Below are 25,816 nucleotides of genomic sequence, written 5' to 3'. Positions count from 1 at the left end.
GGCGACCTCCTGCCAAATCTCTTGCAGATGGGGTTGGTTCTTGGCAAGGTCTGCCTCGTTCTCAGGGCGGGGTGGAATTCCCCACCGGCGGTATGCGGGCCATGACCCGTAAGCCCGCGAGCGGCTCTGCCGTGTCCACGATCCGAAAGGCAGGAGCCGGTATTCGGACAAAGTGTGGAACCACGAAAGAGTGTCAGCAGATCTGGTGAGAGGCCAGAGCCGACGGTCAAAGTCCGGATGGAAGAGAACGTGCAAGTCGTGCCGGTGAACCGGCGCGCCTGCTCGTGATCGCCTTGGGTGACGTGTCATGCCGGGCTGGCAGCAAAGGTTTTCGCGACCGCCAGCAGGCCACCGAACTGAAAGGAGATCACGATGACACACACCCGCTATGCTTTTGTCAAAGCCAACTGGCATTCCGACATCGTCGACCGCGCGCTGGACGGGTTTCTTGAACTGATCCCGGCCGATCAGGTCGATGTTTTCGACGTTCCCGGCGCGTTCGAGATGCCGCTGCTGGCCCGCGATCTGGCCCAAACCGGCCGCTACGCGGCTGTCGCCTGCGCCGCATTTGTCGTGGATGGCGGCATTTACCGGCACGACTTCGTGGCGCAGGCCGTCGTGGACGGGTTGATGCGCGCCGGCATGGATACCGGCGTACCGGTCCTGTCCGTCTCCCTGACGCCGCACCAGTATCAGGAAACCGATCATCACAACGCCATCTACCGCGCGCATTTTGTTGAGAAAGGCCGCGAAGCCGCACAAGCTGCGCTGAATATCACAGCGACCCGAACGGCGCTGACGCAGGCCGCCTGATCTTCATCTTCTCAAAACTACTCATTCGCGCCACCGCAAGGTGGCGCGCACCAATTCGCAAATCCCCTTGAGGCTCACGGCGCTCCCCGCTAATCACGATCCCAAAGGAGCCCGCCCCATGTCGATGAACAGTTTTGGCCATCTATTCCGTGTCACCACCTGGGGTGAAAGTCATGGACCCGCCTTGGGTGCCACTGTTGACGGCTGTCCGCCGGGTGTCGCGATCGACGAGACCATGATCCAGCACTGGCTGGACAAGCGCAAACCGGGGCAGAACAAGTTCACCACCCAGCGGCGCGAACCCGATCAGGTGAAAATCCTGTCTGGTGTGTTCGAAGGGCAGACCACCGGAACGCCTGTGCAACTGATGATCGAGAACACCGATCAGCGCTCGAAAGACTATGGCGATATCATGGAAAAGTTCCGCCCGGGGCACGCCGATATCACCTATTGGCAGAAGTACGGGATCCGGGATTATCGCGGCGGCGGGCGGAGTTCTGCACGCGAAACAGCATCACGTGTTGCTGCGGGTGGATTGGCGCGTGAGGCGATCAAACAGATTGCGCCCAACGTGCAGATCACCGGATACATGACCCAGATCGGGCCGCATAAGATCGAGCGCGACAATTTCGACTGGTCCCAGATCGAGCAGAACCCGTTCTGGACACCGGATGCGCAAGCCGCCGAGAAGTGGGCCACCTATCTGGACGATCTGCGCAAGTCCGGCAACTCGGTTGGCGCAATTGTCGAAGTTGTGGCGCGCGGCGTGCCCGCAGGGCTTGGCGCGCCGGTTTATGCCAAGTTAGACACTGATCTAGCCGCTGCGATGATGTCGATCAACGCGGTGAAAGGCGTCGAAATCGGCGAAGGCATGGCCGCGGCTGAACTGACGGGCGAGGCCAACGCGGATGAGATTTTCATGGGCCAGAATGGCCCACAATACAGCTCGAACCATGCGGGCGGGATTCTGGGCGGCATCTCAACCGGACAGGACATCGTCGTTCGCTTTGCGGTCAAGCCGACCTCGTCTATTCTGACCACACGCAAAACCATCACCAAATCAGGCGAAGAGACCGAGATCATCACCAAGGGCCGTCACGACCCTTGTGTTGGTATTCGCGCGGTCCCGGTAGGAGAGGCGATGATGGCCTGCGTGATCCTCGACCACCTGCTCTTGCATCGCGGCCAGATCGGAGAGAACCGTGGACGGATCGGCTGATCTGCGCTCCCGCCTGCGGGCTGTGGTCGCACATCGCATGGAAACGGATCCGGCCCATGATCTGGCCCATCTGGATCGTGTTTGGACCAACGCCCGGGCCATCGCAGATGATCAAACCGATATGTCCGTGCTGCTGGCCGCAAGTTATCTGCATGATCTTGTGAATCTGCCCAAGGACGATCCCGACCGGCATCTTGCCTCGCGCAGATCCGCAGCGGAATCAGAGCCTATTCTTAAGGAAATCGGGTTTGAGGCCGATCAGGTCCGTGCGATCCAGCACGCGATCGAAGCCCATAGTTTTTCGGCCGATATCCCCCCTGAAACGATCGAGGCACGCATTCTGCGCGATGCGGACCGCCTTGACGCCCTAGGCGCCATCGGTATCGCCCGCAACTTTTCCGTTTCCGGAGCCTTGGGGCGTACTCTTTACGATCCGGCGGACCCTTTTGCCCAAGCCCGGCCACTGGATGACCTTCATTTCTCGCTCGACCACTGGAAGGTGAAACTTCTGCGCCTGCCAGGTGACATGTTGACCGAAACCGGAAGGCGGATTGCAGAACAACGCACCGCGCGCATGATCCGCTTTCTTGAAGAATTCGCCGAAGAGATCGGCTGTTCCTTGCCGCAATCCTGGGTGAATTGCTGAATCCACCCGTTGATCTTTGCCCGTCAAAGACGCAGGTTCGCGCCGATGACAAAACCCTTAACTTCGCATCGACCTCTGCTTGCCGTAACGCTGAAGCTGTGCGCCTTGTTCCTGTTCACGTCGATGTCCGCGCTGGTCAAAGCACTTTCAGATGAATTCCCGCCGGGCCAATTGGTGTTTTTCCGGTCCCTGTTCGCAATCCCCGTGATCATTCTTTGGCTCATCGCGCGGGGGGAGTTGTCGAAAGGCTTTGTGGTCAAGAAACCCATGGGCCATTTCTGGCGCGGTGTTCTGGGGACAAGCGCCATGGGTCTTACCTTTACCGGCCTCAGCCTGTTGCCCCTGCCGGAAGTTACTGCCATCGGCTATGCGACACCGATCTTCACCCTGATTCTGGCCGCCGTCATGCTGGGCGAACGGATTCGGCTTATCCGTATCGGCGCTGTGGCTTTGGGTCTGCTGGGTGTCCTGATCATGATATGGCCACGTATTGGCACCACCAAGATGGAACTCGCCGCCACCATCGGCGCGTTATGCGTGTTGGGCGCAACCCTCGCCCGTGCCTTCGTTCAGATCCATATCCGGCAATTGGTCAAGGTCGATCACCCTGCGGCCATCGTGTTCTATTTCTCGATGACCGCGACGCTCCTGTCCGCTCTGACAGCGTTCTGGGGATGGACGATGCCCACCTGGAATCAGGCTCTGATCATGGTCATGATGGGCCTGATCGGCGGCGTCGCGCAGATTTTGGTCACATCTTCCTATCGGTTTGGCCAGGCCTCGATGCTGGCGCCTTATGACTATGCAACCATGCTTTTTGCGATCGTGATCGGCTATGTCTGGTTCGACGAACTGCCAACGATTGCAATCCTGATCGGGGCCGCGCTGGTGATTGCAGGCAATGTTGTCGTCATCTGGCGCGAACACCAGTTGGGGCTGGAGCGCGGCAAGGTCCGGTCGGTTACAGACCCCAAAGCATGACTTTACCTTTTGCAATCTTCCCCTAGGTTGGGCCGAACAGTCAAAGAGGTTCCCAAATGAGCGACGCGCAGGATCACAAGGAAAAGATGCAGAAGGTGCAGGCCCAGCACCGCAAGAAAGTGTCCGAGGCCGTGGATCCAGGCCGCGGTCTGGTCCTGATCAATACCGGCAAGGGCAAAGGCAAGTCCTCGGCCGCGTTCGGCGTGGTCATTCGTGCCTTGGGCTGGGGCCAGAAGGTTGCTGTGGTGCAGTTCATCAAGGGCAAGTGGAAAACCGGCGAGCGCCGTTTCTTCGAAGAGCGCGATCTGGTGACATGGCATACGATGGGCGAAGGTTTTACCTGGGACACACAGGACCGGGAACGCGATATTGCAGCTGCCAATGCCGCCTTTGACAAGGCCCGCGCCCTGATGTCCAGCGGCGAATACGATCTGGTTGTGCTGGACGAGATCAACATCGCCCTGCGTTACGAATACCTGTCGGTCGAACAGGTCATCGAAGGTTTGAACACGCGTTCGGAAAAGACCAGCGTATTCCTGACTGGTCGTGACGCGCCGAACGCGCTGCGTGACTATGCTGATCTGGTCACGGAAATGACCGAGGAGAAACACCCGTTCCAAGCGGGCATCAAAGCACAGCGCGGCGTGGATTTCTGAAGCAACGTTGCTGCAAGGCTGGCGGTGCATAGCCGCCAGTTCCGATTATCGCCCTGCTGCGTTGACCGATTCTGTCATGTCGCAGGTTCCGGGAAACGCTGGCGTGTTCGGTTGGCGAAAGCCACAAGCGACAGCATCACCGGTACTTCGACCAGGACCCCCACGACCGTCGCCAGTGCCGCGCCGGAATGAAGACCGAACAAGCTGATTGCGACGGCAACGGCCAGTTCAAAAAAGTTCGATGTCCCGATCATGGCACAGGGCGCTGCGATCCGGTGGGGAACCTTCAGCGCATAAGCGGCGCCATAGGCAATGGCAAAAATCCCATAGCTTTGGATCAGAATGGGAACGGCGATCAGAACGATGACCGTAGGTTTCGCCAGAATGGTCTGACCTTGCAGGCCGAACAAGATGACCACGGTTGCAATCAATCCCATGACGGACCACAGTTTCACCCGCGAAGAAAAGGCTTCTATCGCTTGTTTAGAGCCTAATCTGCGGCGGGTGATCAACCCGGCGGCAAGCGGCAGCACCACATAAAGGACCGTGGCCAAAACCAAAGTCTGCCACGGCACTTCGATGTCGGTGACATCCAGCAAAAAGGCCACGATCGGCGCAAATGCCACGACCATGATCAGATCATTGACCGAGACCTGAACCAGCGTGTAAGTCGCGTCGCCTCTGGTAAGCTGCGACCACACAAACACCATGGCGGTGCAAGGGGCGGCCCCCAGCAGGATCAGACCGGCAGTGTATTGCGCGGCATCTTCGGGCGCGATCCAGGGTGCGAAGACATAGTCGAAAAACAGGACGGCCAGCAGTGCCATGGTGAAAGGCTTTATCAGCCAGTTCACCACCAGCGTCACAATCAGACCACGTGGCTGGCGGGCGACTCCGGCGACTGCGCCGAAATCGACGTTGACCATCATAGGGTAAACCATTGCCCAGATCAGCACCGCCACCACCAGATTGACGCTGGCGATTTCGGCGTTTGCCACCAGGTGCACCAGCCCCGGCGCGGCCAGCCCGATCAGGACGCCACCGATCATCGCAAGTGCAACCCAGATCGTGAGATACCGTTCAAAAATGCTCATGACAGCGCCTCAGTCGTTTGATCCGTAAGTTTGCCAGAGGTCAGCGCGGCAAGCCCGACCATCACGGCCGCCGTGCCCAGCACCATGGGCAGCCCTCCGACCTGATAGGTCAGGCCAGACAAGACGGTGCCGGCCAACCGCCCCGTCGCATTTGCCATGTAGTAAAAGCCGACATCCATCGTCACACGCTCGGACCGGGTGAAGGCAAGAATCAGATAGGAATGCAGCGATGAATTGACCGCGAAGATCGCACCAAAGACCAAAAGCCCGACGACCAGTGTCAGGGTCAGCCAGGTCTCGGACCCATTTGACAGCAAAACTGCCAGTGTCAGAGCCGCAGGAACGCAGAACAGGATCGCCGCCCAGCTGCGTGCGGCACGGATCAGATCACCTTCGGTTCGATCTGACGCACGAAGAATCCTTGGCGCGTTGGCCTGCACGGCGCCATAGAGGATGATCCACACCGCCATGAATGTTCCGATCATGAAGAACGCGGCCCGATTGCCCTGTTCGGTGCCATCTGAAAGAACAGCATAGAAATAGATCGGGATGCCGACCACGAACCAGACGTCCCGCGCGCCGAACAGGAAGACACGCGCCGCGGACAACCAGTTCACATTTGCGGATTTTGAAAAAACCTCAGAGAACTTTGCGCCCTTGCGCCCCTTCGGCAGGCCCGCTGGCATGAACAGCATCACCGCGACCAGGATCACCGCCAGAACGGCGGCCATGGCAAGCACTGCCGGAAGGAAGCCCAGTGTTGCAAGCATGGCGGCACCCAACAGGAATCCCAGCCCTTTGACCGCGTTTTTCGAACCCGTCAGAACCGCAACCCATCGAAACAACGCGCCTCCTTCGGAAGGAGCCAGCAATTTGACCGCCGATTTCGAAGACATCTTGGCCAGATCCTTGGCTACTCCACTGGCCCCTTGCACGATCATGACAAAAGTGACCGAAGCCGCGACGGTCCAGTTCGGGTTAAGCTGCGTCATGGCGAGCAACGCGACGATCTGCACCCCCAGCCCAGCATAGAGGGTCGAGGTCAACCCGAACCGTGCGGCGATCCAACCGGCGGACAGGTTGGTGACAATCCCGGCGATTTCATAAAGCACAAACAGATAGGCAAGCTGCACCGGTGAAAAGCCCAGGGTGTGAAAGTGCAACAGCACCAACATCCTGAGCGCCCCGTCGGTCAGCATGAAGGCCCAATAGGCAGCCGTGACCGCGATATAAGCCGACAGTCCTTCGGGGCGTTGCGTCACAATGATGCCCCGACCATCAGCGCGACATCCACCAGCCGATGCGCATAACCCATCTCGTTGTCGTACCACGCATAGATTTTCACCTGCGTCCCGTTCACAACCATGGTCGAGGGCGCATCGATGATCGAAGAGCGTTCGTCATTGGTGTAATCGGTGGACACCAGCGGGCGCGTCTCATAGCCCAGAATGCCCTTCAGTTCGCCTTCGGCAGCGGTTTTGAAGAAGGCGTTGACCTCTTCAACCGTGGTTTCACGCTCAACCTCGAACACGCAATCGGTCAACGAGGCGTTCAGCAACGGCACCCGAACCGCATGGCCGTTCAGACGACCTTTGAGTTCCGGATAGATCAGAGTGATGGCCGTGGCCGACCCGGTCGTGGTCGGGATCAAAGAGTTCAGGGCAGAGCGAGCGCGCCTGAGATCCTTGGCAGGCCGATCCACAATTGTCTGCGTGTTGGTTACGTCGTGAATCGTCGTCATTGATCCATGGCGGATGCCCAGGTTTTCGTGAACGACCTTCACGACAGGCGCAAGACAGTTTGTCGTGCACGAGGCCGCCGTCACGATCCTGTGCGCCGCGGGGTCGTAGGTTCCGTCATTCACACCCATGACGATATTGGCCGTCGGCCCGTCCTTGACCGGAGCAGAGACAACAACCTTCTTCACCCCAGCGTCAAAATACGGTGCCAGCTTCGCTTCGGTCTTGAACACGCCGGTGCAGTCGATCACCACGTCAACACCGTCCAGCGGCAACGCGCTCAGGTCTTTTGTGCCAACGAACGGCAGGCGGGTACCGTTGACCGTGATGCTGTCTGCATCATGGTCGAATTCCGCCTCCCAGCGCCCATGCACGGTGTCGAACTCCAGCAGATGCGCGTGCATCTCGGGATCACCGACGGCATCGTTGATCCAGGCTATCTTTGCGCCTTTTTCAAGCAAGGGCTTCAGGGCCAGTTTTCCCATACGGCCAAGGCCGTTCAGTGCGTAGGTGGTCATTTCGTTTCCTCGGTAGGCGTACGCCCGATTTCATCGACGGCGGATTGCAATGCGATCCGGTCAAGGCTTTCGACCGGCAATGACGAAAAGGCCTGAATCCGGCGCTTCAGTGCACCATAGGCGGTTTGAAAGGCCAGGCTTTTCTCGGCGTCGGTACCTTCGGCCTTGACCGGATCTTCCACGCCCCAATGGCCACTTATCGGTTGACCCTCCCAAGCCGGGCATTCCTCGTTGGCGGCCTGATTGCAGACAGTAAAGACAAAATCCATGACGGGCGCGTCCGGCGCCGAAAACTCGGACAGATTCTTCGGCCGCAGGCCCGAGATATCGAGCCCCTTGTCGTGCAGAATCTGCACCGCAAAGGGATTGAGTTCTGAACTGGGCCGCGTCCCGGCCGAATAGACGTTGAACCGGTCGCCGCCGATCTGTCGCAGCAAGGATTCGGCAAAAATCGAACGGGCCGAGTTGCCGGAACAAATGAACAGCACATTGACCTTTCGGTTCGTCGCGGTGTCTTTGGGAAAGGGCATGCAGATATCCGGACGGCCACGGCAGCAATCCACGATCAGGAAATCCAGCATCTGCTGCACAGTTTTCATTTCAATCGAATAGAGCAGAGACGTCCCGGATCGTTCCTGTTTCACCAATCCCGACCGCTGCAAAGCATTCAGGTAGTTCGACATGGTACTGGGTTTGATATCCAGCTCCGCTGCCAGCTCGCCCGCGGGAACCCTGTCAGGAAACCGTCGCATCAACATGCGAAACACGGTGATGCGCTGCGGGTGGCCAAGGATGGTAAACTGATCGATTATCTTTTCTATCATATTTCATGAATTATTAAAATAAAGAAGATGGGTCAATTTTATTCCGCATCGTCACAAAAAATTCACGGATCAGAGCGCCAATTTGAAAGACTGGCCGCAGGCTTTCGGTTCACAACTCGAGGCCCAGCCGTGCTGAGCAACGTCAAAACGGTTACGACCGGGCTTGCAGGCGCCAGACTGACGGTTTAAACGAAGCTTCGCATCCGGTCATAATCAGTTCCATATGACCTAAGGTGCCGCTGTAGCTCAGCTGGTAGAGCACGTCATTCGTAATGATGGGGTCGGGGGTTCGAGTCCCTTCAGCGGCACCAGATATATCCAGGTCAAACGGAATTCGGCCCTCGCAACCTCCGCTGCCCTGCCGACTGGCGCGCTAAGCGCGTTTCTCTCCGATCGAGGCAACACCCAGAACGTCCAGAACTTTCGCTTCGATATGCTCGGCATTCATGCCGGCCACCGCATACATGTCCGCGGGGCTGGCTTGATCGATGAAAATATCCGGCAAAACCATCGAACGGTATTTCAACCCCCGATCAAATACACCTTCATCTGCCAAAAGTTGAGCGACATGGCTGCCAAAACCGCCAACGGCCCCTTCTTCTATGGTGATCAACGCCTCGTGGCGGGATACCAGATCCAGGATCAGGTCACGGTCAAGAGGTTTGGCAAAACGAGCATCGGCAATCGTGGGCGTTATGCCTTTGGCTGAAAGGGATTCCGCCGCCTTCTGAACCTCTGCCAGACGTGTACCGAATGAAAGCAAAGCCACCCGCGCACCTTCCCGGATAACGCGGCCCTTGCCGATCTCCAGAACCTCGCCGCGTTCGGGCAAGTCCACCCCGACACCTTCGCCGCGCGGATAGCGGAACGCAATGGGGCCTTCGTCATGCGCGGCGGCGGTCGCCACCATATGCATCAGCTCGGCCTCGTCTGCGGCAGCCATGACGACCATACCGGGCAGGTTGGCCAAATAGGCAATGTCGAACGACCCCGCATGGGTGGCGCCGTCAGCCCCGACCAAACCTGCCCGGTCGATTGCAAAACGTACGGGCAGGCGCTGAATCGCCACGTCATGTACCACCTGGTCGTAACCACGCTGCAGAAAGGTCGAATACATTGCGCAAAACGGCTTCATTCCTCCTGCGGCAAGCGCAGCCGAAAACGTCACGCCGTGCTGTTCGGCAATCGCCACATCAAAGCAACGTGACGGATAGCGCTCGGCGAACAGGTTGAGGCCAGTTCCGTCGGGCATCGCAGCAGTCACGGCAACGATCTTGTCGTCACGCGCGGCCTCATCCACCAGCGCCTTGCCGAATACAGACGTATAAGAGGGCGCGTTTGAAGGTGCCTTCTTTTGCTCCCCAGTAACCACATCGAACTTGGCCGTGGCATGGCCTTTGTCGCGGGCCTGTTCGGCGGGGGCATACCCCTTGCCTTTTTTCGTCAATACATGGATCAGAATCGGCCCGGTTGCCCGTGCTTTGACCGTGCGCAGAACAGGCAGCAGCTGGTCCATGTCATGGCCATCTATCGGGCCGAGATAGGAAAACCCAAGCTCTTCGAACAGCGTGCCGCCCACCGCCATGCCTTTCAGCATCTCCTTGGCGCGCTTGGCACCCTCCCGGAATGGCTCGGGCAGCAATGAGACAGCGCCTTTTGCAGCAGCTTTCAGATCGTGAAACGGTTCTTCGGAATAGATACGCGATAAATAGCTGGACAACGCACCAACTGGCGGCGCGATGCTCATCTCGTTGTCGTTCAGAATGACGATCAGACGCTTTTTCAGGTGGCCCGCATTGTTCATCGCCTCAAAGGCCATGCCCGCAGACATCGAACCATCGCCGATCACCGCAATTGCGTCGCCCAGCCCTTCGGGCGTGACACCACCCAGATCCCGTGCGACAGCAAAACCCAAAGCAGCGCTGATCGACGTGCTGGAATGCGCAGCGCCAAATGGATCATAGGGGCTTTCGCTGCGCTTGGTGAAACCGCTGAGGCCATCCTTCATGCGCAATGTGCGGATGCGATCACGTCGTTCGGTCAGGATTTTGTGCGGATAACACTGATGACCCACATCCCAGATGATCTTGTCTCGGGGCGTATCAAACACAGCGTGCAACGCGGTGGTCAGTTCAACGACACCCAAGCCGGCCCCCAAATGCCCGCCGGTCACGGCAACCGCCGAAATTGTTTCGGCCCGCAACTCCTGTGCGACTTGGTGCAGCTGCGCGTCCGAGAACTGCTTGAGATCCGCTGGGCGGTTCACAAGATCCAGCAAGGGCGTATTGGGGCGGTCAGACATGTGTCGCGTTCCTGGCTTAGCTGTCCCGGGCAATAACGAAGCGGGCGGCTTCCTTCAAGGTTTCCGCCCTCGGACCAAACCCGTCCAAAGCGGCGCAGGCCTGATCCACAAGTTCACTTGCGCGGGCTTTGGCAGCAGGCAGACCCAAAAGCGAAACAAAAGTGGCTTTCCCTGCCTCGGTATCCTTTTGCAATCGCTTGCCCGCCTTTTGGGCATCGCCTTCGATATCAAGGATGTCATCTGCGATCTGAAAAGCAAGACCCATTGCCCGGGCATATCGGCGCAACGGGTCAGGATCGGATCGGGCCATAACGGCGCCAACGCAGGCAGACCACTCGATCAGGGCGCCCGTCTTGCCGGCCTGAAGACGCGTGATTTCGTCCAGCGTCAGCGGATTGGCGGCCGTTTCCGCCGCAATGTCCAGCGCCTGTCCCAGCACCATACCTTGTGCGCCGCTGGCTTTGGCCAGGGTCAGGGCTAGGTCCGCGCGAATGTCTGCGGACCCAACCTGAGAACAGGTGCAAAGTTCGAAAGCAAGCGTCTGAAGGGCATCCCCGGCCAGAACAGCCGTGCCCTCATCCCACTCTACGTGAACGGTGGGCCGCCCGCGGCGCAGGTCATCGTCATCCATGCAGGGCAGGTCGTCATGCACCAGGGAATAAGCGTGCAGCGCCTCTATGGCCGTGGCCGGCCAGATCGCCCGGTCTTCTTCAACACCGTGCAGTCGGGCACTTTCCAATGCTAGAAACCCGCGCAGCCGCTTTCCGCCTCGGGTGGCATATGCCATGGCCCGGGTTACATCCACGTCTGCAAACGCGCCCAAAACCAGATCAAAATGGCTTTGAATGCTGGCAGCATCCTGCGCAAGTCTTTCGGGGAACATTCACATACCTTCGACAGGCGTCGTACCGGTCGGCTGACCACTGGCGTCCAGAGTGATCGCTGCGACTTTTTCTTCCGCGCGCTTCAACTCCTCCTCGCACCGCTTTTTCAGCGCCGCGCCGCGTTCGTACAGCGCAATTGATTGATCCAGCGCGACATCGCCACGTTCCAGCTGGCCGACTACGGCTTCAAGCTCTTTCATCGCCTGTTCGAATGTCATCTGGTCTACGAGAGTCTGGGTCATCGGGCTGCCTTTATCAATTCTTCCACATGGGCGCGTGTGGCCTGGGCCAGTGCGTTCAGATCATACCCGCCTTCCAGAGTCGAGACGATACGACCGTCGCAAACCTCGTCGGCAATCCTGCACAGCTCTGCGGTGATCCAGGCGAAGTCATCAGTGGCCCAGTTCAGATTGGCCAGCGGGTCGTCCTGATGGGCGTCGAACCCGGCGGAAATGATGATCAGTTCCGGCCTGAAGGCCCGCAAGCGCGGAAAGGCCTTCGTTTCATAGGCGGCACGCATCTCGACGCCGCCACTGCCGGGCGCCAGAGGGATGTTGAGAACCGTATCATGAACACCCGTTTCCTCGGGCCGGCCCGATCCGGGCCACAAAGGCATCTGCTGGCTGGTTATCACCAATGCCCGCGCTTCATCCCACAACAGGTCCTGGGTTCCATTGCCGTGATGCACGTCAAAGTCGACCACCGCCACACGATTCAAGCCGTGATGGTCCAGCGCATGTTTCGCCGCCAATGCTGCATTTCCAATCAGGCAGAAGCCCATGGCCGTTTCGGTTTCCGCATGGTGCCCCGGCGGGCGAATGGCACAGAACGCGTTCGATGCTTCACCGCCCAAAACCAGATCAACGGCCCGCACCGCCGCACCCGCCGCGCGGTATGCTGCGTCCACCGATCCCGGAGACAGGAACGTATCCCCGTCGATCTGTGCGAACCCGTCCGCAGGGCGCGCGGCCCGAATGTCGCGGATATAGCTCTCGGGGTGAATGCGCAGAAGATCGTCATCCGCAGCCAGCGGAGCCGTCACCCGCTTCAGCTCCAGCGCTTCCAATGCATGCAATATATGCTCCAGCCGCGCCACCCGTTCCGGGTGCCCGTCAGGTGTCACATGGCCCAGACAATCGGCGTGGGTCAAAAGGGCGGTTGTCATTGGGATCCCATCTTCATCTGGCTACAAATATCCTCGCCGAAGGCCAAAAAACGCCGCGCAGCGGCATCTCAATCCGGCGCAAGCATATACCCCGCGCCCCGCACAGTCTGCAAATAGCGTGGCTGCTTGGGGTCCTGTTCGATTTTGCGTCGAAGGCGCGTGATTTGCACATCCACCGCGCGCTCCTGCGCCTGACCCTTGTCGCGGCCCAGATCCTCGACCAGCTTGGCGCGGCTGATGGGCTCTCCGGGCTGGGCCGAGAATATCTTCATCAACTGGCTTTCGGTTGCGGTCAGACGGACCGGGTCTTCGCCCTGCCACATCTCACCGCGTTCAATGTCATAGCGGATGGGCCCGAGGTTCAGGATCTTCGCCGTGGTTTCTTCTGCCGGCGTTTCCGGCATCCGGCGCAGGATCGCATTGATCCGCAACAGCAGCTCTTTCGGCTCGAACGGTTTTGCCAGGTAATCATCCGCCCCGGCCTCGAGGCCCGCGATCCGGTGTTCCGTCTCGCCCTTTGCTGTCAGCAGCAGGATCGGTGTCGTATGCGTTTCCCGCAAAGCGCGGGTCAGACTGACACCATCCTCGCCCGGCATCATCACGTCCATGACGATCATGTCGAAATCCAACCCCGACAATACGCGCCGCGCGTGGGCCGCATCCCGTGCCGCAGTAACCAGAAACCCGTTTCGCATCAAAAACTTCTTGAGCAGATCACGAATGCGCTCGTCGTCGTCAACAATCAGCAGATGGGCATCCATATCGCTCATGTGGTCGTATCCCGAAGTTTCGTATAGGCATGACGCATATCAGCATCCATCATTGCTTCAAGCACTTTGCGGAATCCGGCCACGGCTTCGGGACCGGCATCCTTGTAGGCGGCGCGCATTCTTGCCCGCTGAGCATCCGACAACGTGGTTTCCAGCGACTGCCCCTTTTCTGTCAGAAATAGGTGGCGTTCGCGTTTGTCCACTGTACCCACGCGGCTTTCCACCAAACCATCCTCGATCAAGGTTCGCAAAACCCTGTTCAGAGACTGTTTTGTCACGCCAAGGATGGCCAACAAATTGTTGACCGTCGTGCCCGGCGCGCGGTTGATGAAGTGGATTGCCCGGTGGTGGGCGCGGCCATAGGCCATCTCTGCGAGGATGCGATCGGGATCAGCCGTAAAGCCGCGATAGGCGAAGAACATGGCCTCGATCCCCTGCCTCAATTGCTCATCGGTTAAAAACAAAAGGCTCTCGCCCCCATAACGCGGGGCCGGACGGATGTCGGACATATCATGCCTCATTCGTTACTACCGGGGCCGAGTTTATGTCAGCGTTATTGACATTCCAAGAGTAGAGCGGTATCGAATTGCAGTTTTTGCGCAATATTATGTCCGCACCGGACCTAAATCGCGCAACAATCGAAAACTCAACCCGGTTCAGGAGGTTTCGCATGGCGGGGTATGATGATCGTGATGGCACCATTTGGATGGATGGCAAGCTGGTGCCCTGGCGTGAGGCCAATGTGCACATTCTGACCCACGCAATGCACTATGCGTCATCGGTATTCGAAGGCGAGCGCGCATACAACGGTAAGATCTTCAAAAGCCGCGAACATTCCCAGCGTCTGATCGCCTCGGCCGAAGCGCTGGACATGCCGATGCCTTATTCGGTTGATGAAATCGAAGCTGCGAAGGAAGAAGCGCTGAAAGCCAGCGGTTTGCAGGACGCATATGTGCGGGCGTTGGTCTGGCGTGGCTCGGGCGAGGATATGGGCGTGGCCTCGGCGCGCAATCCGGTGCGCATGGCCATCGCAGTCTGGCCTTGGGGCGCCTATTACGGCGATGCCAAGTTGCAGGGCGCCAAGCTGGACATCGCCGAATGGAAACGCCCCAGCCCGGAAACCATCCCGGTCCATGCCAAGGCGGCGGGTCTTTACATGATTTGCACCATATCCAAGCACAAGGCCGAGGCCAAAGGATGCTCGGACGCATTGTTCATGGACTGGCGCGGTTATGTCGCCGAGGCCACCGGCGCAAACGTGTTTTTCGTCAAGGATGGCGAGGTGCACACCCCGCTGGCAGACTGCTTCCTGAACGGCATCACCCGCCAGACGGTGATCCAGATGTTGAAAGACAAGGGCATCACCGTGCATGAGCGCCGCATCAAGCCCGAAGAAATGGCTGACTTCGAACAGTGCTGGCTGACCGGCACCGCGGCCGAGGTCACGCCTGTCGGACAGATCGGCGAATATACATTCGAGGTCGGCGACCTGACCCGCCAAATCGCCGAAGATTACGAGAAACTGGTTCGCTCGTAAGACATTGCCCCCGCTTTGTCGGGGGCTTTTTATTGCCAAACGTGCAATTTTTTGTGCAAACCGTTCGGCCATCTGGACGGATTGCACAGATTGCGTATCTTCGGCACATGTTGGACCTTCTCAGCGATATTCTCACCCGCCTTTCCTTGCGCGGCACGTTTTACTTCCGCACGTCATTCACTCCGCCCTTCGGAATTCAGGTGCCGGGGTTCGAAAACGTGGCGCGGTTTCATTTTGTGCAGCGTGGTGAGCTGAAGGTTCATGTCTCGACCACGGGCGAAACGCTGCGGTTGAGGCAGGGGGACCTGATCCTGATCCCCCACGGGGCGCCACACGCATTGCTCTGCGCCGAGGTCAAGCCGTTGGACGCATTGCCTCTGGAGCAGGTGCTGGAGCGCGCGGGCTACTCGGGCGAAGGCGTGCTGGTCTATGGCGGTGATGACGAGGAACGGGATACACAGCTGATCTGCGGTCATTTCTCTTTTTCCGGCCCGGCCGGCCGAAACGGCACCGGGCATATGCTGATCGACCGCCTGCCGCCCTATATCCTGATCGAGAATTATGGCGAAGAGGCCGGATCGTGGATGGAAGCCACCCTGCGCATGATCGGCTCTGAGGTTTCAGGCGCAAAAATCGGTGGCGACCTGATCGCGCTGAAACTGTCCGAGGCCCTGTTCGCACAGGCGATCCGGGCCTATCTGGAGCGTCAGAGCCCGCAGGATTCCGCATTGGCAGGATTTGCTGATCAGCGCATCTCGCGGGCCTTGACCGCGTTCCACCAGGCCCCGGCCAAGGACTGGAGCGTCGCGTCTTTGGCACGTGTGGCGGGTATGTCGCGCACTGCCTTTGCTCAGCGTTTTGCTGAAAAGATGGACACTACGCCGATGCAGTACCTCACGGATTGGCGGATGCAAATCGCGTGCCACGGCCTGACCGAGGCAAGATGGAACGTTGCAGATGCAGCGGCCGAGGTCGGGTATGCCTCCGAGGCGGCTTTCTCACGCGTGTTCAAGAAACAGGTTGGGCTGTCACCGGCTGCGTACCGGGCGATGCATTGATCCCCCAGGTTTTTTGAACGATCTGCATGGTATTAGAGACTATCAGGAATTCAGCGTTCGGCTTGGGCGTCCTACCTTCCCTTTATCATTGATTGAGAAAAGGAAGATCTGATGTCCCTGCGTTTCGTTACCCGCTCTGTCCATGCTTACCTCGACTACCCCGTCGCCATTGCCCTCATGACGTTGCCGTTCCTGTTGGGATTGGGCCAATCCAACCCCCTGGCCCTGTGGCTGTCGGTTGTCACCGGTGTTGCTGCGTTTGTTCTGACGGTACTGACGGATCACCACCTTGGGATTTGGCGGGTCCTTCCCTACAAGTTCCATCTGGCCGTAGACTTGATTGTCGGCATCACATTCCTGTTTGCACCCAGCGTCCTGGGGTTCTCAGGACTGGATGCGGTGTTTTATTGGCTGAACGGCGCGGCCGTGGTGCTTGTCATCTCGCTCAGCGCGCCCGAGCAGGAAGTTGCCGCATAAAACCGCTGACCACGGTTGTCCCAGTTTCACCGTAAAGCGCCAAGGTCCGAGCCGCCGGGGTTTTCATCCGGCGGCTCGTTTTTGAAAAAGCGGCCGGGCTTCAAAGGAATGCTCTCACTGTCACAACAGGCCATCCGGCTGCGGCTCGCAGCTGCCTCCGCGTGATCTGTTGTTTCAACTGACCCAGGTTCGCCCCATTCCAGTCACTGATTGAACCCGCACTGACATTGGCACGTTTCACCGAGAAGATAAGGTTTTCAGCCTTTGATGAGCCGCTCGGACGAGTGTGACGTTGCAGGTTTGTCGTGGACCTTCAGCAGCCAATACGGTTGGATTTCGCCATTTCCCTTGATATTGATAACCTCTCGTCTCTCGCAATCCACATATTCGGCTATCTCGTCTCTTACTTCGGGTGAGATTTGAACGCGCCCGGGTTCTCCGGTGCTTTCCATTCTTGAGGCGATGTTGACTGTATCACCCCAAACGTCAAAAAACGGTTTGTCGCCGCCGATTACACCTGCGATTACCGGGCCTTTGTGAATTCCGACCCGCAGGGACACCTTTGGATGCAGTTTGTCTGTCACCTGCTCGACCGTCGCAATCATATCAATCGCCAACGCCGCCATGCGAACAGAATCCGGTTGTCTCTCTTTGACCGAGGGGTCCAAACCACCTGCAACCATGTAACTGTCACCGATGGTTTTGATTTTCTCCAGCTTGTAGCTCAAAACCAGTTCATCGAATGCTGAGAACACGGAGCCCAGCAATTTGACCGTCGCCCTTGCCCCATTGGCGGCCGCGAATTCAGAAAATCCAGACAAATCAGAAAACAGAATTGTGGCGTCATCAATTCTTTCAGCGATTAACCTGTCCGGGTGCGCTTTGATGCGCCTTGCAATGCGCGAAGGCAAAAGAACATTTATCAGCCGCTCGGAAACAGCAAATTCCCTTTCCAAAGCATCTTCGTATCGATCTATTGCGGCATTTGCAGAGTAGGAGGTGAAAAAAAGCGCCGAGACGATTCCCAAAATCAATACAATGAAAATAACATCCTGAGGCTGCCTTACAAATCCGTCCCGATATGACTGCGCAATAATATCCCAAATCGTTTCGCCGGGCGGTATATGCAAAGGAACGACAAGCGATATGTAAATAAACAAAGCTGCGCTGAGGATCGTTATCAAAGTGATCCAGCGCCAATATGCGGCCCCTAGAAAATAAAAAAGCAAGGGCGGGCCGACCAGCAAGACCAGATGATCTTCACCGTTTTTGCCGACGCTGATGTCATGGGCCAGAAACAGGAATAACCACACTGTAAAATAAGCGACTTTGACCTCAAGGCCGAAGCGATCCAACGTCATCGTCAAAAGTGCCGCGAAGCCAAGACCAAAGTTTACCCATGCGAGATATCTCCAGTCTGGTCCAAGTTGGAACTGGTAGAAAGCTGTGAAACCGAACCCAAGCGACGCAATAAAGGCTGCAACGTTAACAACTTGCATTTTTCGTCTTATTTTTCCATCGTCGATCGGATTTTCAGAGTCCACAATGTGTTTCAGCAAAGCATCGCCCCCGCGCCAGCTCTATGCAAAATATCCCTCAAATCCCTTTCTTAGTCGATAAGCCCCAGGTTGTTTGTTCAGAAGTCAATTTCGCGTCGCGACGCCAACACAGCCTGAACCGCTTTTGGCCTCGCGCCCGCAAACGGGTGCCGTACTGCCCTGAAAATCGGCCGTTGGATCAAGTTGGCAACAACAATTCAGGTGGTGCTGTTTTCAGGGCCTCCAGTTTGCTCTGAATGATATTCGGCGATTTCTGTTCCAGATAGTAAGCAATGGTTTCCACGCGAATTCGGACAGAGCCGGCAGGTTTCGTCTCATCGAGATCCTGAAACACAAAGAAAAGCGTTCCAAGCGCTTCGGTAATTTCCTGGACTGGTGAATAAGTCGGCTGGTCCATTCCGCATTCATAGCTTGAAAACCGGATTGAACAGGTTATCCACGGCATAATAGATCCATAGCGTGCAGCCCAGAGAAGTTCGTTGGTGTTTGCACTGTGAGACGTTTTCCAAATATCCGAAATGTCAAAAGGGCTTTGAATTCGGCCAGCTTTGATCAGATCGCCGTATAACCAATCCAGTATCTCTGCGTCCAATGGCAGGTACTGACCCCAGAGGATCGGATAACCAAAGGCCTGCAACTCACTTTCAATGGCGTGGCCAATTCCGGTGTCCATGTGGTAGGGGCGGCCCAAGGCCAGGATGCAAGGCCGATGTTGTGTGGCGCACTCGGACAGTACCGCCAGACTTTGCCGCCGCAGACTCTGATCAAACTCTTGAAGGGCGTCATAAGCTTTGGAAACCGCAGCGCGCAGTTCAGCCAAGCGCAAGTCGGTGATTACGCCCTTCAGGGCATCGTACAGCTGCCGGGTCGCAATTTGTGGGTCTGCCAAGGATACGGCGGGCGAAAGATAATGTACGCCCACTTCCTTGAACACGTCCTTTTCCCGCCGAAATCCGGCTCGTGTACTTTCGGGGCCGGCAATAACGCGCGGGCAGGCCATGTTTTCCCGAACATGACCCCGCAAAAAGGATGGGACAGTCAGGATTATGGGAACGAACAGGATATCAATGGGGCGCTTTTGCCCGTCCAGCAATTCACCATAATGGCCGGACATGCACTTGACGGGGTAACAGCAATCAACAGCACCACGCCCTTTTCCGAATTTCAGCTGTTGTGCTTCTGATGTGTCCGACGAATAGACGATATTGCGGCGATTGATTCCCAGTTCAACGAACAATGTCGTCCAAAACCTGTGCGTCGACCACTGGTTCAGGACCCGAGGGATGCCGATCCGAACATCCCGCTTGGGTGGTTTGGACTTAGCGAAAGGCGCCTTCGCGAACGCTTTCTGCAATATTTGGATTGGCATTCGCTTCCTCGTCGATTTGCTTTTTTCGCGCTTTCATCTCGGCTGCGTCTTCAATCAACCCTTTCGAGCAAGAATTGCCGGTAATCACCCGCTCCCACCCTTCCGCCAGAGGAACCTTGCTGTTTGCCCGGCCACGACCGCCGGGGATCTGAACATCCACAAAGGCCCGGCTACAGTTCATCGCACACCACTTGCAGGTGGTTTTGCTGTTGGTTGTACTGACATATTCCAACTCTTCGATGCGGTCGTGCCCGACGAAGCGGGACGTTTGCCCGGTGTTCACATGTTCGAGCGCCAGAAGGGCGGCGCCCAAAGCGCCAGCCTCGCCAGCATGAGGGTGCACGGTAATTTCCGCGTCGGGAATTTTACCCCTGATGAAATCGATCTGGGCTTTGACGACGGCCAGGTTTCGATGTGTTCCACCTTGCAGAACAAACTTCCTGCCGATGGCCTTGAGGTTCTGAAACTGCCCGGCATAGACCCAAACATTCAGGGGCAGGACCGCAGCAAGGCTTGCCATGATTTCTTCTGCCGCCCACCCTTTGCGTTGCTGGTTCACGATGTCGGACTGAAGGAACACGCCGCACCCCATCATGAGTTTCGGCATCCGCTTGGCGCTGAAGGCTTTTTCGGCGTAATCCTCAAGCCGGACATCATAGCGTTCGGCAACGCCTTGAAGAAACGCCCCATTGCCGGAAGAACATTGGGAATTGAGCCGAAAATCGACGACCGCTTTCTGCCGCAACAGCATGATTTTGACATCGGTCCCACCGACGTCGCATATCGCGTCTGCGTCGGGATGTATGTGCATGGCAGCAGCCGCATGTGCGACCGTCTCAACCACTGGCACGTCCGCCCCCAAAATATTCTTCAGCAGATCTTTCCCGTACCCCGTCAGGCCAAGAGCGCCGATATCCTCGATCCCTGCATCGCGCAACTTGCGGAAAACGGACTTGGCGTCTTCGATCGGGTTTCCCTGACTATGCTGATAAACCGAAGCCTTAATTTCAGCGTCGCAGTCCAACGCCACCGCCTTGACCGTAGTGCTGCCGAAATCGCACCCGACATAATATGTCTCGGCCACAACGGGCTGGGGCATCTGGATCACTGGTTGCGTAAAATCCTCCAGGAACCGGACGAGTTCACCGTTCCGGGCCAAGGCCTCTTGCCCGGTCTTGGCCTTTTCACCGTGTTGGCCTGTTTCCACCCACCATTTCAGGCCATCCGTGCCGGAATAGGCCCGGGATACATTTTGTTCCCGACGAGATATCTCGACGCAACCAAGGCTTGCATAGTACAAGGCATCGCCGGGAACCAGGATTGCATCGGTGACGCTCTGTCCTGCTTCCAATACGACATTGCGCTCGTCCCAGAGCGCGGCCAAATGGCTTGCCCAAGCCTGCTGAAGACCTTGAAAGAACATGTTCGGCCCACCCAGCAAAAGCACTGATGGTGTGGGGGTGTTGCCTTTTGTCAAAGTCGCCAGGTTCTGCCGCACGACTGCGTCAAACAAGCTTGCGATGATTTCGGTCTTGGGAACTCCGGCCTTGACCAGACTGTTTGCGTCCGTCTCTGCAAAGATCCCACATTTGGCGCTGATCCGATGAAGGGTTTGTCCATCGAATGGCAGAGTGGTCAGCTCGTCCGGGGAGATGTTCAGTTTTCGTGCGGACTTTTCGATAAAGGTGCCCGTACCGCCGCTGCACGCTGATTGCATATAGACCTGCTTGGCCTTGCCTGCGGTAGTTGGCGTGAAGAACAACGTCTTCATGTCTTCACCGCCAATTTCAGACACGAAATGCACATCCGGATGCAACGCTTCGACGGCGGCGGCGACGGCGACAACCTCCTGGATTTGCCGCGCGTTCACATGATCTGCCAGTGTCCCTGCCCCGGATCCTGTAAACGTGACAACATCGCGACCGGCGGTCAGGCCGGCCTCCAACTCCATCTGCGACAGCAGTTCAAGGGTTTTCTCGGCCTGGCGTGTTTTGTGACGACCATAGGCTTTCCAGATGACTTCGCCATCTTCCACCACGACGCCTTTTACAGTTGTCGATCCAATATCTACCCCAGCGAATTTCACAACGTGGTATTTCCCAACTCAAGCACGACATTGGATGCCGTACCCACGGCGCCGCGATGGGGAACTTTCCAAAATGGCGTGTTGACCTTGGGATGCTCTTTGGCGCGCTTTCTGGCCTCGTCCGCAGTCAACCCGGCGGCGGCAAGAGCAGATTCAAATTCCTCCTGCGCGCGGATCTTGGCGTCTGCCAGCACCATCTGGCACCGCGACAAAGCGTGTACGTCGCTGTCCCCTTTTACCTCGATTGGGGCATAGAGCATGTCCGGATACCGGCCCTGTACGGCCGCCATTGCGCCGATGCTCATTGTGTTGGGAAGGCAGCCATAGGGCGACAGCTCGCAAATCATATGTGCTTTTCGCTGGGTATGCGCCCAGATCGCCTTGGCGATCAGCAAATCACCCTCACCCCCGTTGATCATGTTGTCAAAAAAAGGAGCCGCCAGTTTCCGCAGCTTGTCCTGATCGGGCATCGGACGGGGAACGCCCCCAAGCATCCGGCGCATCTGATCGTATTTGAACCTGAAAAAGCGCTGCCCAAGTTTCAACAGAACATAGTTCTGACGCGCTTTGTCTTTAATCCCGAAGCCCAGCTTGAGCTTTTGCCCGCCATACCGCATCAGGTAATCGAACCATACGACCATCGGCGCCGGCTGAACTTCGGCGCCTTCGCCTTCAAGCCATTTGTGCATATTGTAGTTCTGCACCCCTTCGGCGGTGGCCAGATAGAACTCGCCGGTGATCTTGACCATGGGCTTGACCCTCAATCGATCAAGCTGGATGTCTTCAAAATGGCCGCGCGCACGCCTCATGGCCTTAAGAAAGCGTCGGGTCGTCGAATGCCACAGGACCGATCCCCATTTCGGCATTTGCTTCGGCCTGCTCAGCATGGCGTCGTATATCTCGGAAACCGCCTTCTGCGCCGCCCGGTTGGTCGCGCCTTGCTCTAGCTCATAGGGTCGCAGCTGGTATTCCAGATCCTGAATGGCATCCGCAGCCATCATGCCCAAGGCCGTGCTCAGCAGCAGGTGAATGTCAGTCTGCAAACCGGCGTCTTTGCCTTTCGACTGATCGATTTCATGCTGTTGAACCAGAAACATCCTGAACGCCTCGAGCCCCTGGTTCTTCAGCGCAAGCTCATAGCTTTGGTGATATTGACCGAAACGGCAGGCTCCGCAGGCCCCTGCGGTCACATAAACATATTTTTCGGCCACTTCGTCAGCGCCGATAGCCTCGGCTTCGTTTCTGAGGAAACTCGACAAGTTGCCCGTTGTGAAGGCGGTGGGGCAGCACTGTCCGACATCCGCCAGTTCACGTCCCAGGTACAAGTCTTCAACTGTCACATCAGGCAGGCGCTGCGCATTGTAACCCGCACTTTTGAACAGGCCTTCCAGCAGTTTTTCGGCGCGCCATGTGACCCCACCAAACAACAGGGTGACATCCTTGCGCTGATCCGCAGTAAAAGGACGAGGTTCGTAGGCCCTATAGGACTCTTCCAAAATACGACTCATAAAAATACCCCCCAACCAACATAACATGTATTTACAATGCACAATATATTATTCAGAGATCGCCCCCTGCATCGGGAGTCCGTGTGAAACAGAACCGTCGGAATTTCAGGTTTTCTTAGACGCCGGTCAGGCACTTTCAGCCTGAAAACCCATCAAATACCCAGGAATTTTTTTGCATTTCCTTCAAAGAAGTTAGATGCACAAGGACTGATCTGTGGATCGCTGAAGAACTTGTCAAATTCGATCAGGTATTCACGGGTTCTGCCGACCATCAGGGGCATCGCCCAATCCGTTCCAAAACACACTTTGTCCCGGAAATGGTGCGGTGCGTTCTTGGTTCTCTTGGCCACTAGTACTGATTTCAATCGCTGAAATATCTTTGGCTTGAGCTTTGAATCCAGAATTCCCAAAAAATGACCCAAGCCAAGATAAACATTGTCGTATTCCTCAACCAAGCGAATAGCACGATAGGCAAATGTTTGCTTGAAATCGGTGTTTTCTGCTGCCCACCCCATCCAATCTACTTCTTTTGCGCCACCACCATGAGCCAGGAACAACCAAAGGTCCTGGGCATTGTGGGTCTCCATCGCGTGCTTCCACAACTCTGGATCGGAATAGACGCCGTAACCTTTCTCCACCTCAAACCCCATCGGGCTGCAATGGGCAAACAAACGCAGGTTGTGGCTGGAGAAATGGCGAATGATGTCACCCATCTTGGCCTGTGCCATCGGGTAGGGCGCAGGGTTCTGCGCTTTTTCTTTGTACTTGTCCAGACTTCGCCCAGGGGCGACCGGGGTCTGGTAGCCGCGCATATCGATCGGCCGGATCCCCAAGGGCGGATAGATTTTGTATCCCGTTATCCCTAGTGCAACGCCTGAATCGACAATCTGTTTCCAGTTCCCGCCTCGAAACGGGTCAACTGCCCCAAAATTGATCAATTCATTCGGGTTCTCAGCTGCGAGTGACTGCATCCGGTCCATTTGTTCGGTGAAGTCAAAATACGGCGGTAGGAATCCGGGCATCCAAAATTCCTTGAGCTTGTCGAAGGCACGGCGCATATCCAGCAGGATACCCACGAAAAGGCTGGCTTCCGGGTCGCTCGGCTGACCATCCTTCTTGAAATCCCTCTTGAGCGCTTTGAACCGGTTTCGCTCGGACAAGGTCATGATGACAAAGAATTCAAGAAACTGAAAGATAATGCCGATTTGACCGATTGGAATGCGGACGGCACGAAAGCCGGCATCAGATCCAGGTTTGTGCAACTCACCCGGCTGCATGTGTTCAGCTTCATGAAAGAAATCTCTTTCTGCCGCTTTTTGACCAGCGGTCCTGAAGGCCTCGGCCAGAAAACGGTCCAGCAAATCAGGGTCCGTGCCACTGTCTCCAAAGACGGACCTTTCAGAAATTCTGTCGCCGCCCACAAGCTGAACACCTATTGGGAGGTCACCCGCCCTTGAATAGTTGATATCACGGTCAATATCGTTCAGGGCTCGGATCAGCTCCTCTGTGTCCTTCCAATCTTGGTGGCTGGGGTTGGGTGTCGATTGATACTCTCTGATCTTCTCGCGAACTGGATGTGCAATGGCCCGCATAAGCCGGTCCACATCGTGATCGAGCAACGCGTCGATCAAATCGTCCTGGTCAGGTTCTTCCGTCGCGAGTTTGCTGAAGTCACTCATGCGGGTCAAACGAACCGCCAGAAAGGCCAACCCAAGCGAAAACCAATACAGTGAAGTGAACGAGTAGAAGATACTGTGCAACGGTAAATATCGCGCCGTGAACAGGTGGGTGTGCATGTCAATAAAGGTGATTTTGTCAGTCATATTTTTGGCTCCACGAAATAAAATTCAGCCGGGAATTTTCTGTTTTCGTATGACTTTGCTGTCAGAAACCGGAAATGGCTTTTGGCCTTAATCTGCTGAGTTTAAGGTTTTTCGAAAATTTTTGCAATTTTCAGCCCCGGCAACCCGCTTCACCAAATCCAAGTTGAGCAGGGCATTTTGCGGTCAGTCCATGTGAGGTGTTGGCAGAGTTCTCAACACCTTTACCGCATCCGGCCATCGCCGATTGGTCCGCTATCGCATGGGAGATGTAGAAGCGTTCGAGATCGCGCGTCTTCAGGAGGTGGTTGCAAATGACTGGTAACTGGAAACCCATCGAATTTGCGGGCATTGCTGCACTGGCCCGGATCAATCTGCAAACTCTACTGGCCGAATGGTTGCCAGATGGCCGGATCATCGGGAGCGAATGGGTGGCGCCGAATCCCACCCGCGCAGATCGGTCGCGGGGTTCGTTTCGGATCAATCTCGACAGCGGACTGTGGGCAGACTTCGCGACGGGTGAAAAAGGCGGAGATGCCATCAGCCTTTTTGCCTATCTGAACGAGGTGCAGCAAGGTAGACCACACGTGCGCTGGCTCGGCGCCTAGCCTTTGTTGCACATTCACCACAGGACGACTCCGCTCCTGTTGCTTCCACAGTGCTTCCAGCGGGGTTGGCACAAATTGCAACACCGCCTTGAGGCGGTGCGTAACATACTGTTTTATTTAGGTAATATTGGTTGCGGGAGTAGGATTTGAACCTACGACCTTCAGGTTATGAGCCTGACGAGC

24 protein-coding genes, 1 tRNA gene and 1 riboswitch are annotated in these 25,816 nt (G+C 56.8%); of the genes, 10 read left to right on the top strand and 15 right to left on the bottom strand.

The window, feature by feature from the left end:
* Window positions 1-53: 53 nt before the first annotated feature.
* A riboswitch (FMN riboswitch) is annotated at window positions 54-253 on the top strand.
* Window positions 254-372: 119 nt separating this feature from the next.
* The 5 genes from I9184_RS16030 to cobO all read left to right on the top strand — a co-directional run bounded on the left by I9184_RS16030 (window position 373) and on the right by cobO (window position 4,315).
* Window positions 373-813, top strand: coding sequence for a 6,7-dimethyl-8-ribityllumazine synthase (locus I9184_RS16030; protein ID WP_209835145.1), 441 nt, complete (start codon window positions 373-375; stop codon window positions 811-813).
* Window positions 814-931: 118 nt separating this feature from the next.
* Entirely contained in the window at window positions 932-2,032 is a 1,101-nt protein-coding gene (aroC, locus tag I9184_RS16025; protein ID WP_209835144.1) for a chorismate synthase, read from the top strand.
* Window positions 2,016-2,678 (top strand): HD domain-containing protein, encoded by a 663-nt coding sequence (locus I9184_RS16020; protein ID WP_209835143.1) that lies wholly within the window; start codon window positions 2,016-2,018, stop codon window positions 2,676-2,678. Before aroC ends, I9184_RS16020 begins: the two co-directional genes overlap by 17 nt.
* A 45-nt stretch (window positions 2,679-2,723) precedes the next feature.
* Window positions 2,724-3,659 (top strand): DMT family transporter, encoded by a 936-nt coding sequence (locus I9184_RS16015; protein WP_171638447.1) that lies wholly within the window; start codon window positions 2,724-2,726, stop codon window positions 3,657-3,659.
* A gap of 56 nt (window positions 3,660-3,715) precedes the next feature.
* A complete protein-coding gene (gene cobO, locus I9184_RS16010) occupies window positions 3,716-4,315 on the top strand; it encodes a cob(I)yrinic acid a,c-diamide adenosyltransferase (RefSeq protein ID WP_171638445.1) in 600 nt (199 codons plus the stop codon).
* A gap of 74 nt (window positions 4,316-4,389) precedes the next feature.
* On the opposite strand, the gene arsB is transcribed toward cobO, so the two are convergent.
* The 4 genes from arsB to I9184_RS15990 are packed head-to-tail and all read right to left on the bottom strand — an operon-like array spanning window position 4,390 to window position 8,490.
* Complete coding sequence (gene arsB, locus I9184_RS16005; RefSeq protein ID WP_209835142.1) at window positions 4,390-5,409, bottom strand: ACR3 family arsenite efflux transporter; 1,020 nt, start codon at window positions 5,407-5,409, stop codon at window positions 4,390-4,392.
* Complete coding sequence (arsJ, locus tag I9184_RS16000) at window positions 5,406-6,671, bottom strand: organoarsenical effux MFS transporter ArsJ (RefSeq protein WP_209835141.1); 1,266 nt, start codon at window positions 6,669-6,671, stop codon at window positions 5,406-5,408. The genes arsB and arsJ overlap by 4 nt, the downstream gene beginning before the upstream one ends.
* Complete coding sequence (locus tag I9184_RS15995) at window positions 6,668-7,666, bottom strand: ArsJ-associated glyceraldehyde-3-phosphate dehydrogenase (protein WP_171724769.1); 999 nt, start codon at window positions 7,664-7,666, stop codon at window positions 6,668-6,670. Before I9184_RS15995 ends, arsJ begins: the two co-directional genes overlap by 4 nt.
* Window positions 7,663-8,490, bottom strand: coding sequence for a helix-turn-helix domain-containing protein (locus I9184_RS15990; protein WP_209835140.1), 828 nt, complete (start codon window positions 8,488-8,490; stop codon window positions 7,663-7,665). The genes I9184_RS15995 and I9184_RS15990 overlap by 4 nt, the downstream gene beginning before the upstream one ends.
* Window positions 8,491-8,725: 235 nt before the next feature.
* On the opposite strand from I9184_RS15990, the gene I9184_RS15985 reads away from it, so the two are divergent.
* Window positions 8,726-8,801: transfer RNA gene (locus I9184_RS15985), tRNA-Thr, on the top strand.
* A 62-nt stretch (window positions 8,802-8,863) separates the two neighbouring features.
* Here the strand turns inward: I9184_RS15985 and dxs are convergent.
* From dxs to I9184_RS15955, 6 genes are all read right to left on the bottom strand, one after another.
* A complete protein-coding gene (gene dxs, locus I9184_RS15980; RefSeq protein WP_171638434.1) occupies window positions 8,864-10,792 on the bottom strand; it encodes a 1-deoxy-D-xylulose-5-phosphate synthase in 1,929 nt (642 codons plus the stop codon).
* 16 nt (window positions 10,793-10,808) lie between these two features.
* Window positions 10,809-11,675, bottom strand: a complete 867-nt coding sequence (locus I9184_RS15975) for a polyprenyl synthetase family protein (protein ID WP_171724771.1) — start codon at window positions 11,673-11,675, stop codon at window positions 10,809-10,811.
* A complete protein-coding gene (locus tag I9184_RS15970; protein WP_209835139.1) occupies window positions 11,676-11,918 on the bottom strand; it encodes an exodeoxyribonuclease VII small subunit in 243 nt (80 codons plus the stop codon).
* Entirely contained in the window at window positions 11,915-12,841 is a 927-nt protein-coding gene (locus I9184_RS15965; protein WP_209835138.1) for a histone deacetylase family protein, read from the bottom strand. The genes I9184_RS15970 and I9184_RS15965 overlap by 4 nt, the downstream gene beginning before the upstream one ends.
* 68 nt (window positions 12,842-12,909) lie before the next feature.
* On the bottom strand, window positions 12,910-13,611 hold the full coding sequence (locus I9184_RS15960; protein WP_152459691.1) for a response regulator: 702 nt from the start codon (window positions 13,609-13,611) through the stop codon (window positions 12,910-12,912).
* Window positions 13,608-14,120 carry a MarR family winged helix-turn-helix transcriptional regulator gene (locus tag I9184_RS15955; protein WP_152459690.1) on the bottom strand — a complete coding sequence of 171 codons (513 nt, stop codon included), beginning with the start codon at window positions 14,118-14,120 and terminating at the stop codon, window positions 13,608-13,610. The genes I9184_RS15960 and I9184_RS15955 overlap by 4 nt, the downstream gene beginning before the upstream one ends.
* 161 nt (window positions 14,121-14,281) lie before the next feature.
* Between I9184_RS15955 and I9184_RS15950 the strand changes: the two genes are divergently transcribed.
* From I9184_RS15950 to I9184_RS15940, 3 genes are all read left to right on the top strand, one after another.
* Window positions 14,282-15,148, top strand: coding sequence for a branched-chain amino acid aminotransferase (locus I9184_RS15950; protein ID WP_171638424.1), 867 nt, complete (start codon window positions 14,282-14,284; stop codon window positions 15,146-15,148).
* Between the two features lie 107 nt (window positions 15,149-15,255).
* Window positions 15,256-16,206, top strand: coding sequence for an AraC family transcriptional regulator (locus tag I9184_RS15945; protein ID WP_171638422.1), 951 nt, complete (start codon window positions 15,256-15,258; stop codon window positions 16,204-16,206).
* Window positions 16,207-16,317: 111 nt separating this feature from the next.
* A complete protein-coding gene (locus I9184_RS15940; RefSeq protein WP_152459687.1) occupies window positions 16,318-16,683 on the top strand; it encodes a hypothetical protein in 366 nt (121 codons plus the stop codon).
* 257 nt (window positions 16,684-16,940) lie between these two features.
* Here I9184_RS15940 and I9184_RS15935 read toward each other — a convergent pair whose 3' ends face one another.
* The 5 genes from I9184_RS15935 to I9184_RS15915 form a co-directional block, all read right to left on the bottom strand.
* Complete coding sequence (locus tag I9184_RS15935) at window positions 16,941-18,242, bottom strand: adenylate/guanylate cyclase domain-containing protein (protein ID WP_171638420.1); 1,302 nt, start codon at window positions 18,240-18,242, stop codon at window positions 16,941-16,943.
* A 178-nt stretch (window positions 18,243-18,420) separates the two neighbouring features.
* A complete protein-coding gene (locus I9184_RS15930; protein WP_209835137.1) occupies window positions 18,421-19,611 on the bottom strand; it encodes an acyl-CoA dehydratase activase-related protein in 1,191 nt (396 codons plus the stop codon).
* The gene (locus I9184_RS21135; RefSeq protein ID WP_209835136.1) at window positions 19,562-21,697 is read right to left on the bottom strand and encodes a BadF/BadG/BcrA/BcrD ATPase family protein; all 2,136 of its coding nucleotides are present in this window, start codon (window positions 21,695-21,697) and stop codon (window positions 19,562-19,564) included. Before I9184_RS21135 ends, I9184_RS15930 begins: the two co-directional genes overlap by 50 nt.
* Window positions 21,694-23,205, bottom strand: a complete 1,512-nt coding sequence (locus tag I9184_RS15920) for a hypothetical protein (RefSeq protein WP_209835135.1) — start codon at window positions 23,203-23,205, stop codon at window positions 21,694-21,696. The genes I9184_RS21135 and I9184_RS15920 overlap by 4 nt, the downstream gene beginning before the upstream one ends.
* Window positions 23,206-23,357: 152 nt before the next feature.
* Window positions 23,358-25,028, bottom strand: a complete 1,671-nt coding sequence (locus tag I9184_RS15915; protein ID WP_209835134.1) for a hypothetical protein — start codon at window positions 25,026-25,028, stop codon at window positions 23,358-23,360.
* A 311-nt stretch (window positions 25,029-25,339) separates the two neighbouring features.
* Here I9184_RS15915 and I9184_RS15910 point away from each other — a divergent pair, with 311 nt between their 5' ends.
* Window positions 25,340-25,633: a hypothetical protein gene (locus I9184_RS15910; protein WP_171724779.1), complete on the top strand. Its 294-nt coding sequence runs from the start codon at window positions 25,340-25,342 to the stop codon at window positions 25,631-25,633.
* Window positions 25,634-25,816 lie beyond the last annotated feature (183 nt).

The organism is Ruegeria sp. HKCCE3926, assembly GCF_017872515.1.
Classification (GTDB): Bacteria; Pseudomonadota; Alphaproteobacteria; order Rhodobacterales; family Rhodobacteraceae; genus Ruegeria.
The sequence above is the reverse complement of the archived record's forward strand: the minus strand, read 5'-3'. Positions and strand labels throughout refer to the sequence as shown.

Excerpts from the sequence above, each read along its gene's own strand:
- I9184_RS16030 (WP_209835145.1), top strand. The coding sequence starts at position 373 with ATGACACACACCCGCTATGCTTTTGTCAAAGCCAACTGGCATTCCGAC.
- aroC (WP_209835144.1), top strand. The coding sequence starts at position 932 with ATGTCGATGAACAGTTTTGGCCATCTATTCCGTGTCACCACCTGGGGT.
- I9184_RS16015 (WP_171638447.1), top strand. The coding sequence starts at position 2,724 with ATGACAAAACCCTTAACTTCGCATCGACCTCTGCTTGCCGTAACGCTG.
- cobO (WP_171638445.1), top strand. The coding sequence starts at position 3,716 with ATGAGCGACGCGCAGGATCACAAGGAAAAGATGCAGAAGGTGCAGGCC.
- arsB (WP_209835142.1), bottom strand. The coding sequence starts at position 5,409 with ATGAGCATTTTTGAACGGTATCTCACGATCTGGGTTGCACTTGCGATG.
- I9184_RS15995 (WP_171724769.1), bottom strand. The coding sequence starts at position 7,666 with ATGACCACCTACGCACTGAACGGCCTTGGCCGTATGGGAAAACTGGCC.
- I9184_RS15990 (WP_209835140.1), bottom strand. The coding sequence starts at position 8,490 with ATGATAGAAAAGATAATCGATCAGTTTACCATCCTTGGCCACCCGCAG.
- dxs (WP_171638434.1), bottom strand. The coding sequence starts at position 10,792 with ATGTCTGACCGCCCCAATACGCCCTTGCTGGATCTTGTGAACCGCCCA.
- I9184_RS15975 (WP_171724771.1), bottom strand. The coding sequence starts at position 11,675 with ATGTTCCCCGAAAGACTTGCGCAGGATGCTGCCAGCATTCAAAGCCAT.
- I9184_RS15970 (WP_209835139.1), bottom strand. The coding sequence starts at position 11,918 with ATGACCCAGACTCTCGTAGACCAGATGACATTCGAACAGGCGATGAAA.
- I9184_RS15965 (WP_209835138.1), bottom strand. The coding sequence starts at position 12,841 with ATGACAACCGCCCTTTTGACCCACGCCGATTGTCTGGGCCATGTGACA.
- I9184_RS15960 (WP_152459691.1), bottom strand. The coding sequence starts at position 13,611 with ATGAGCGATATGGATGCCCATCTGCTGATTGTTGACGACGACGAGCGC.
- I9184_RS15955 (WP_152459690.1), bottom strand. The coding sequence starts at position 14,120 with ATGTCCGACATCCGTCCGGCCCCGCGTTATGGGGGCGAGAGCCTTTTG.
- I9184_RS15950 (WP_171638424.1), top strand. The coding sequence starts at position 14,282 with ATGGCGGGGTATGATGATCGTGATGGCACCATTTGGATGGATGGCAAG.
- I9184_RS15945 (WP_171638422.1), top strand. The coding sequence starts at position 15,256 with ATGTTGGACCTTCTCAGCGATATTCTCACCCGCCTTTCCTTGCGCGGC.
- I9184_RS15940 (WP_152459687.1), top strand. The coding sequence starts at position 16,318 with ATGTCCCTGCGTTTCGTTACCCGCTCTGTCCATGCTTACCTCGACTAC.
- I9184_RS15930 (WP_209835137.1), bottom strand. The coding sequence starts at position 19,611 with ATGCCAATCCAAATATTGCAGAAAGCGTTCGCGAAGGCGCCTTTCGCT.
- I9184_RS15920 (WP_209835135.1), bottom strand. The coding sequence starts at position 23,205 with ATGAGTCGTATTTTGGAAGAGTCCTATAGGGCCTACGAACCTCGTCCT.
- I9184_RS15915 (WP_209835134.1), bottom strand. The coding sequence starts at position 25,028 with ATGACTGACAAAATCACCTTTATTGACATGCACACCCACCTGTTCACG.
- I9184_RS15910 (WP_171724779.1), top strand. The coding sequence starts at position 25,340 with ATGACTGGTAACTGGAAACCCATCGAATTTGCGGGCATTGCTGCACTG.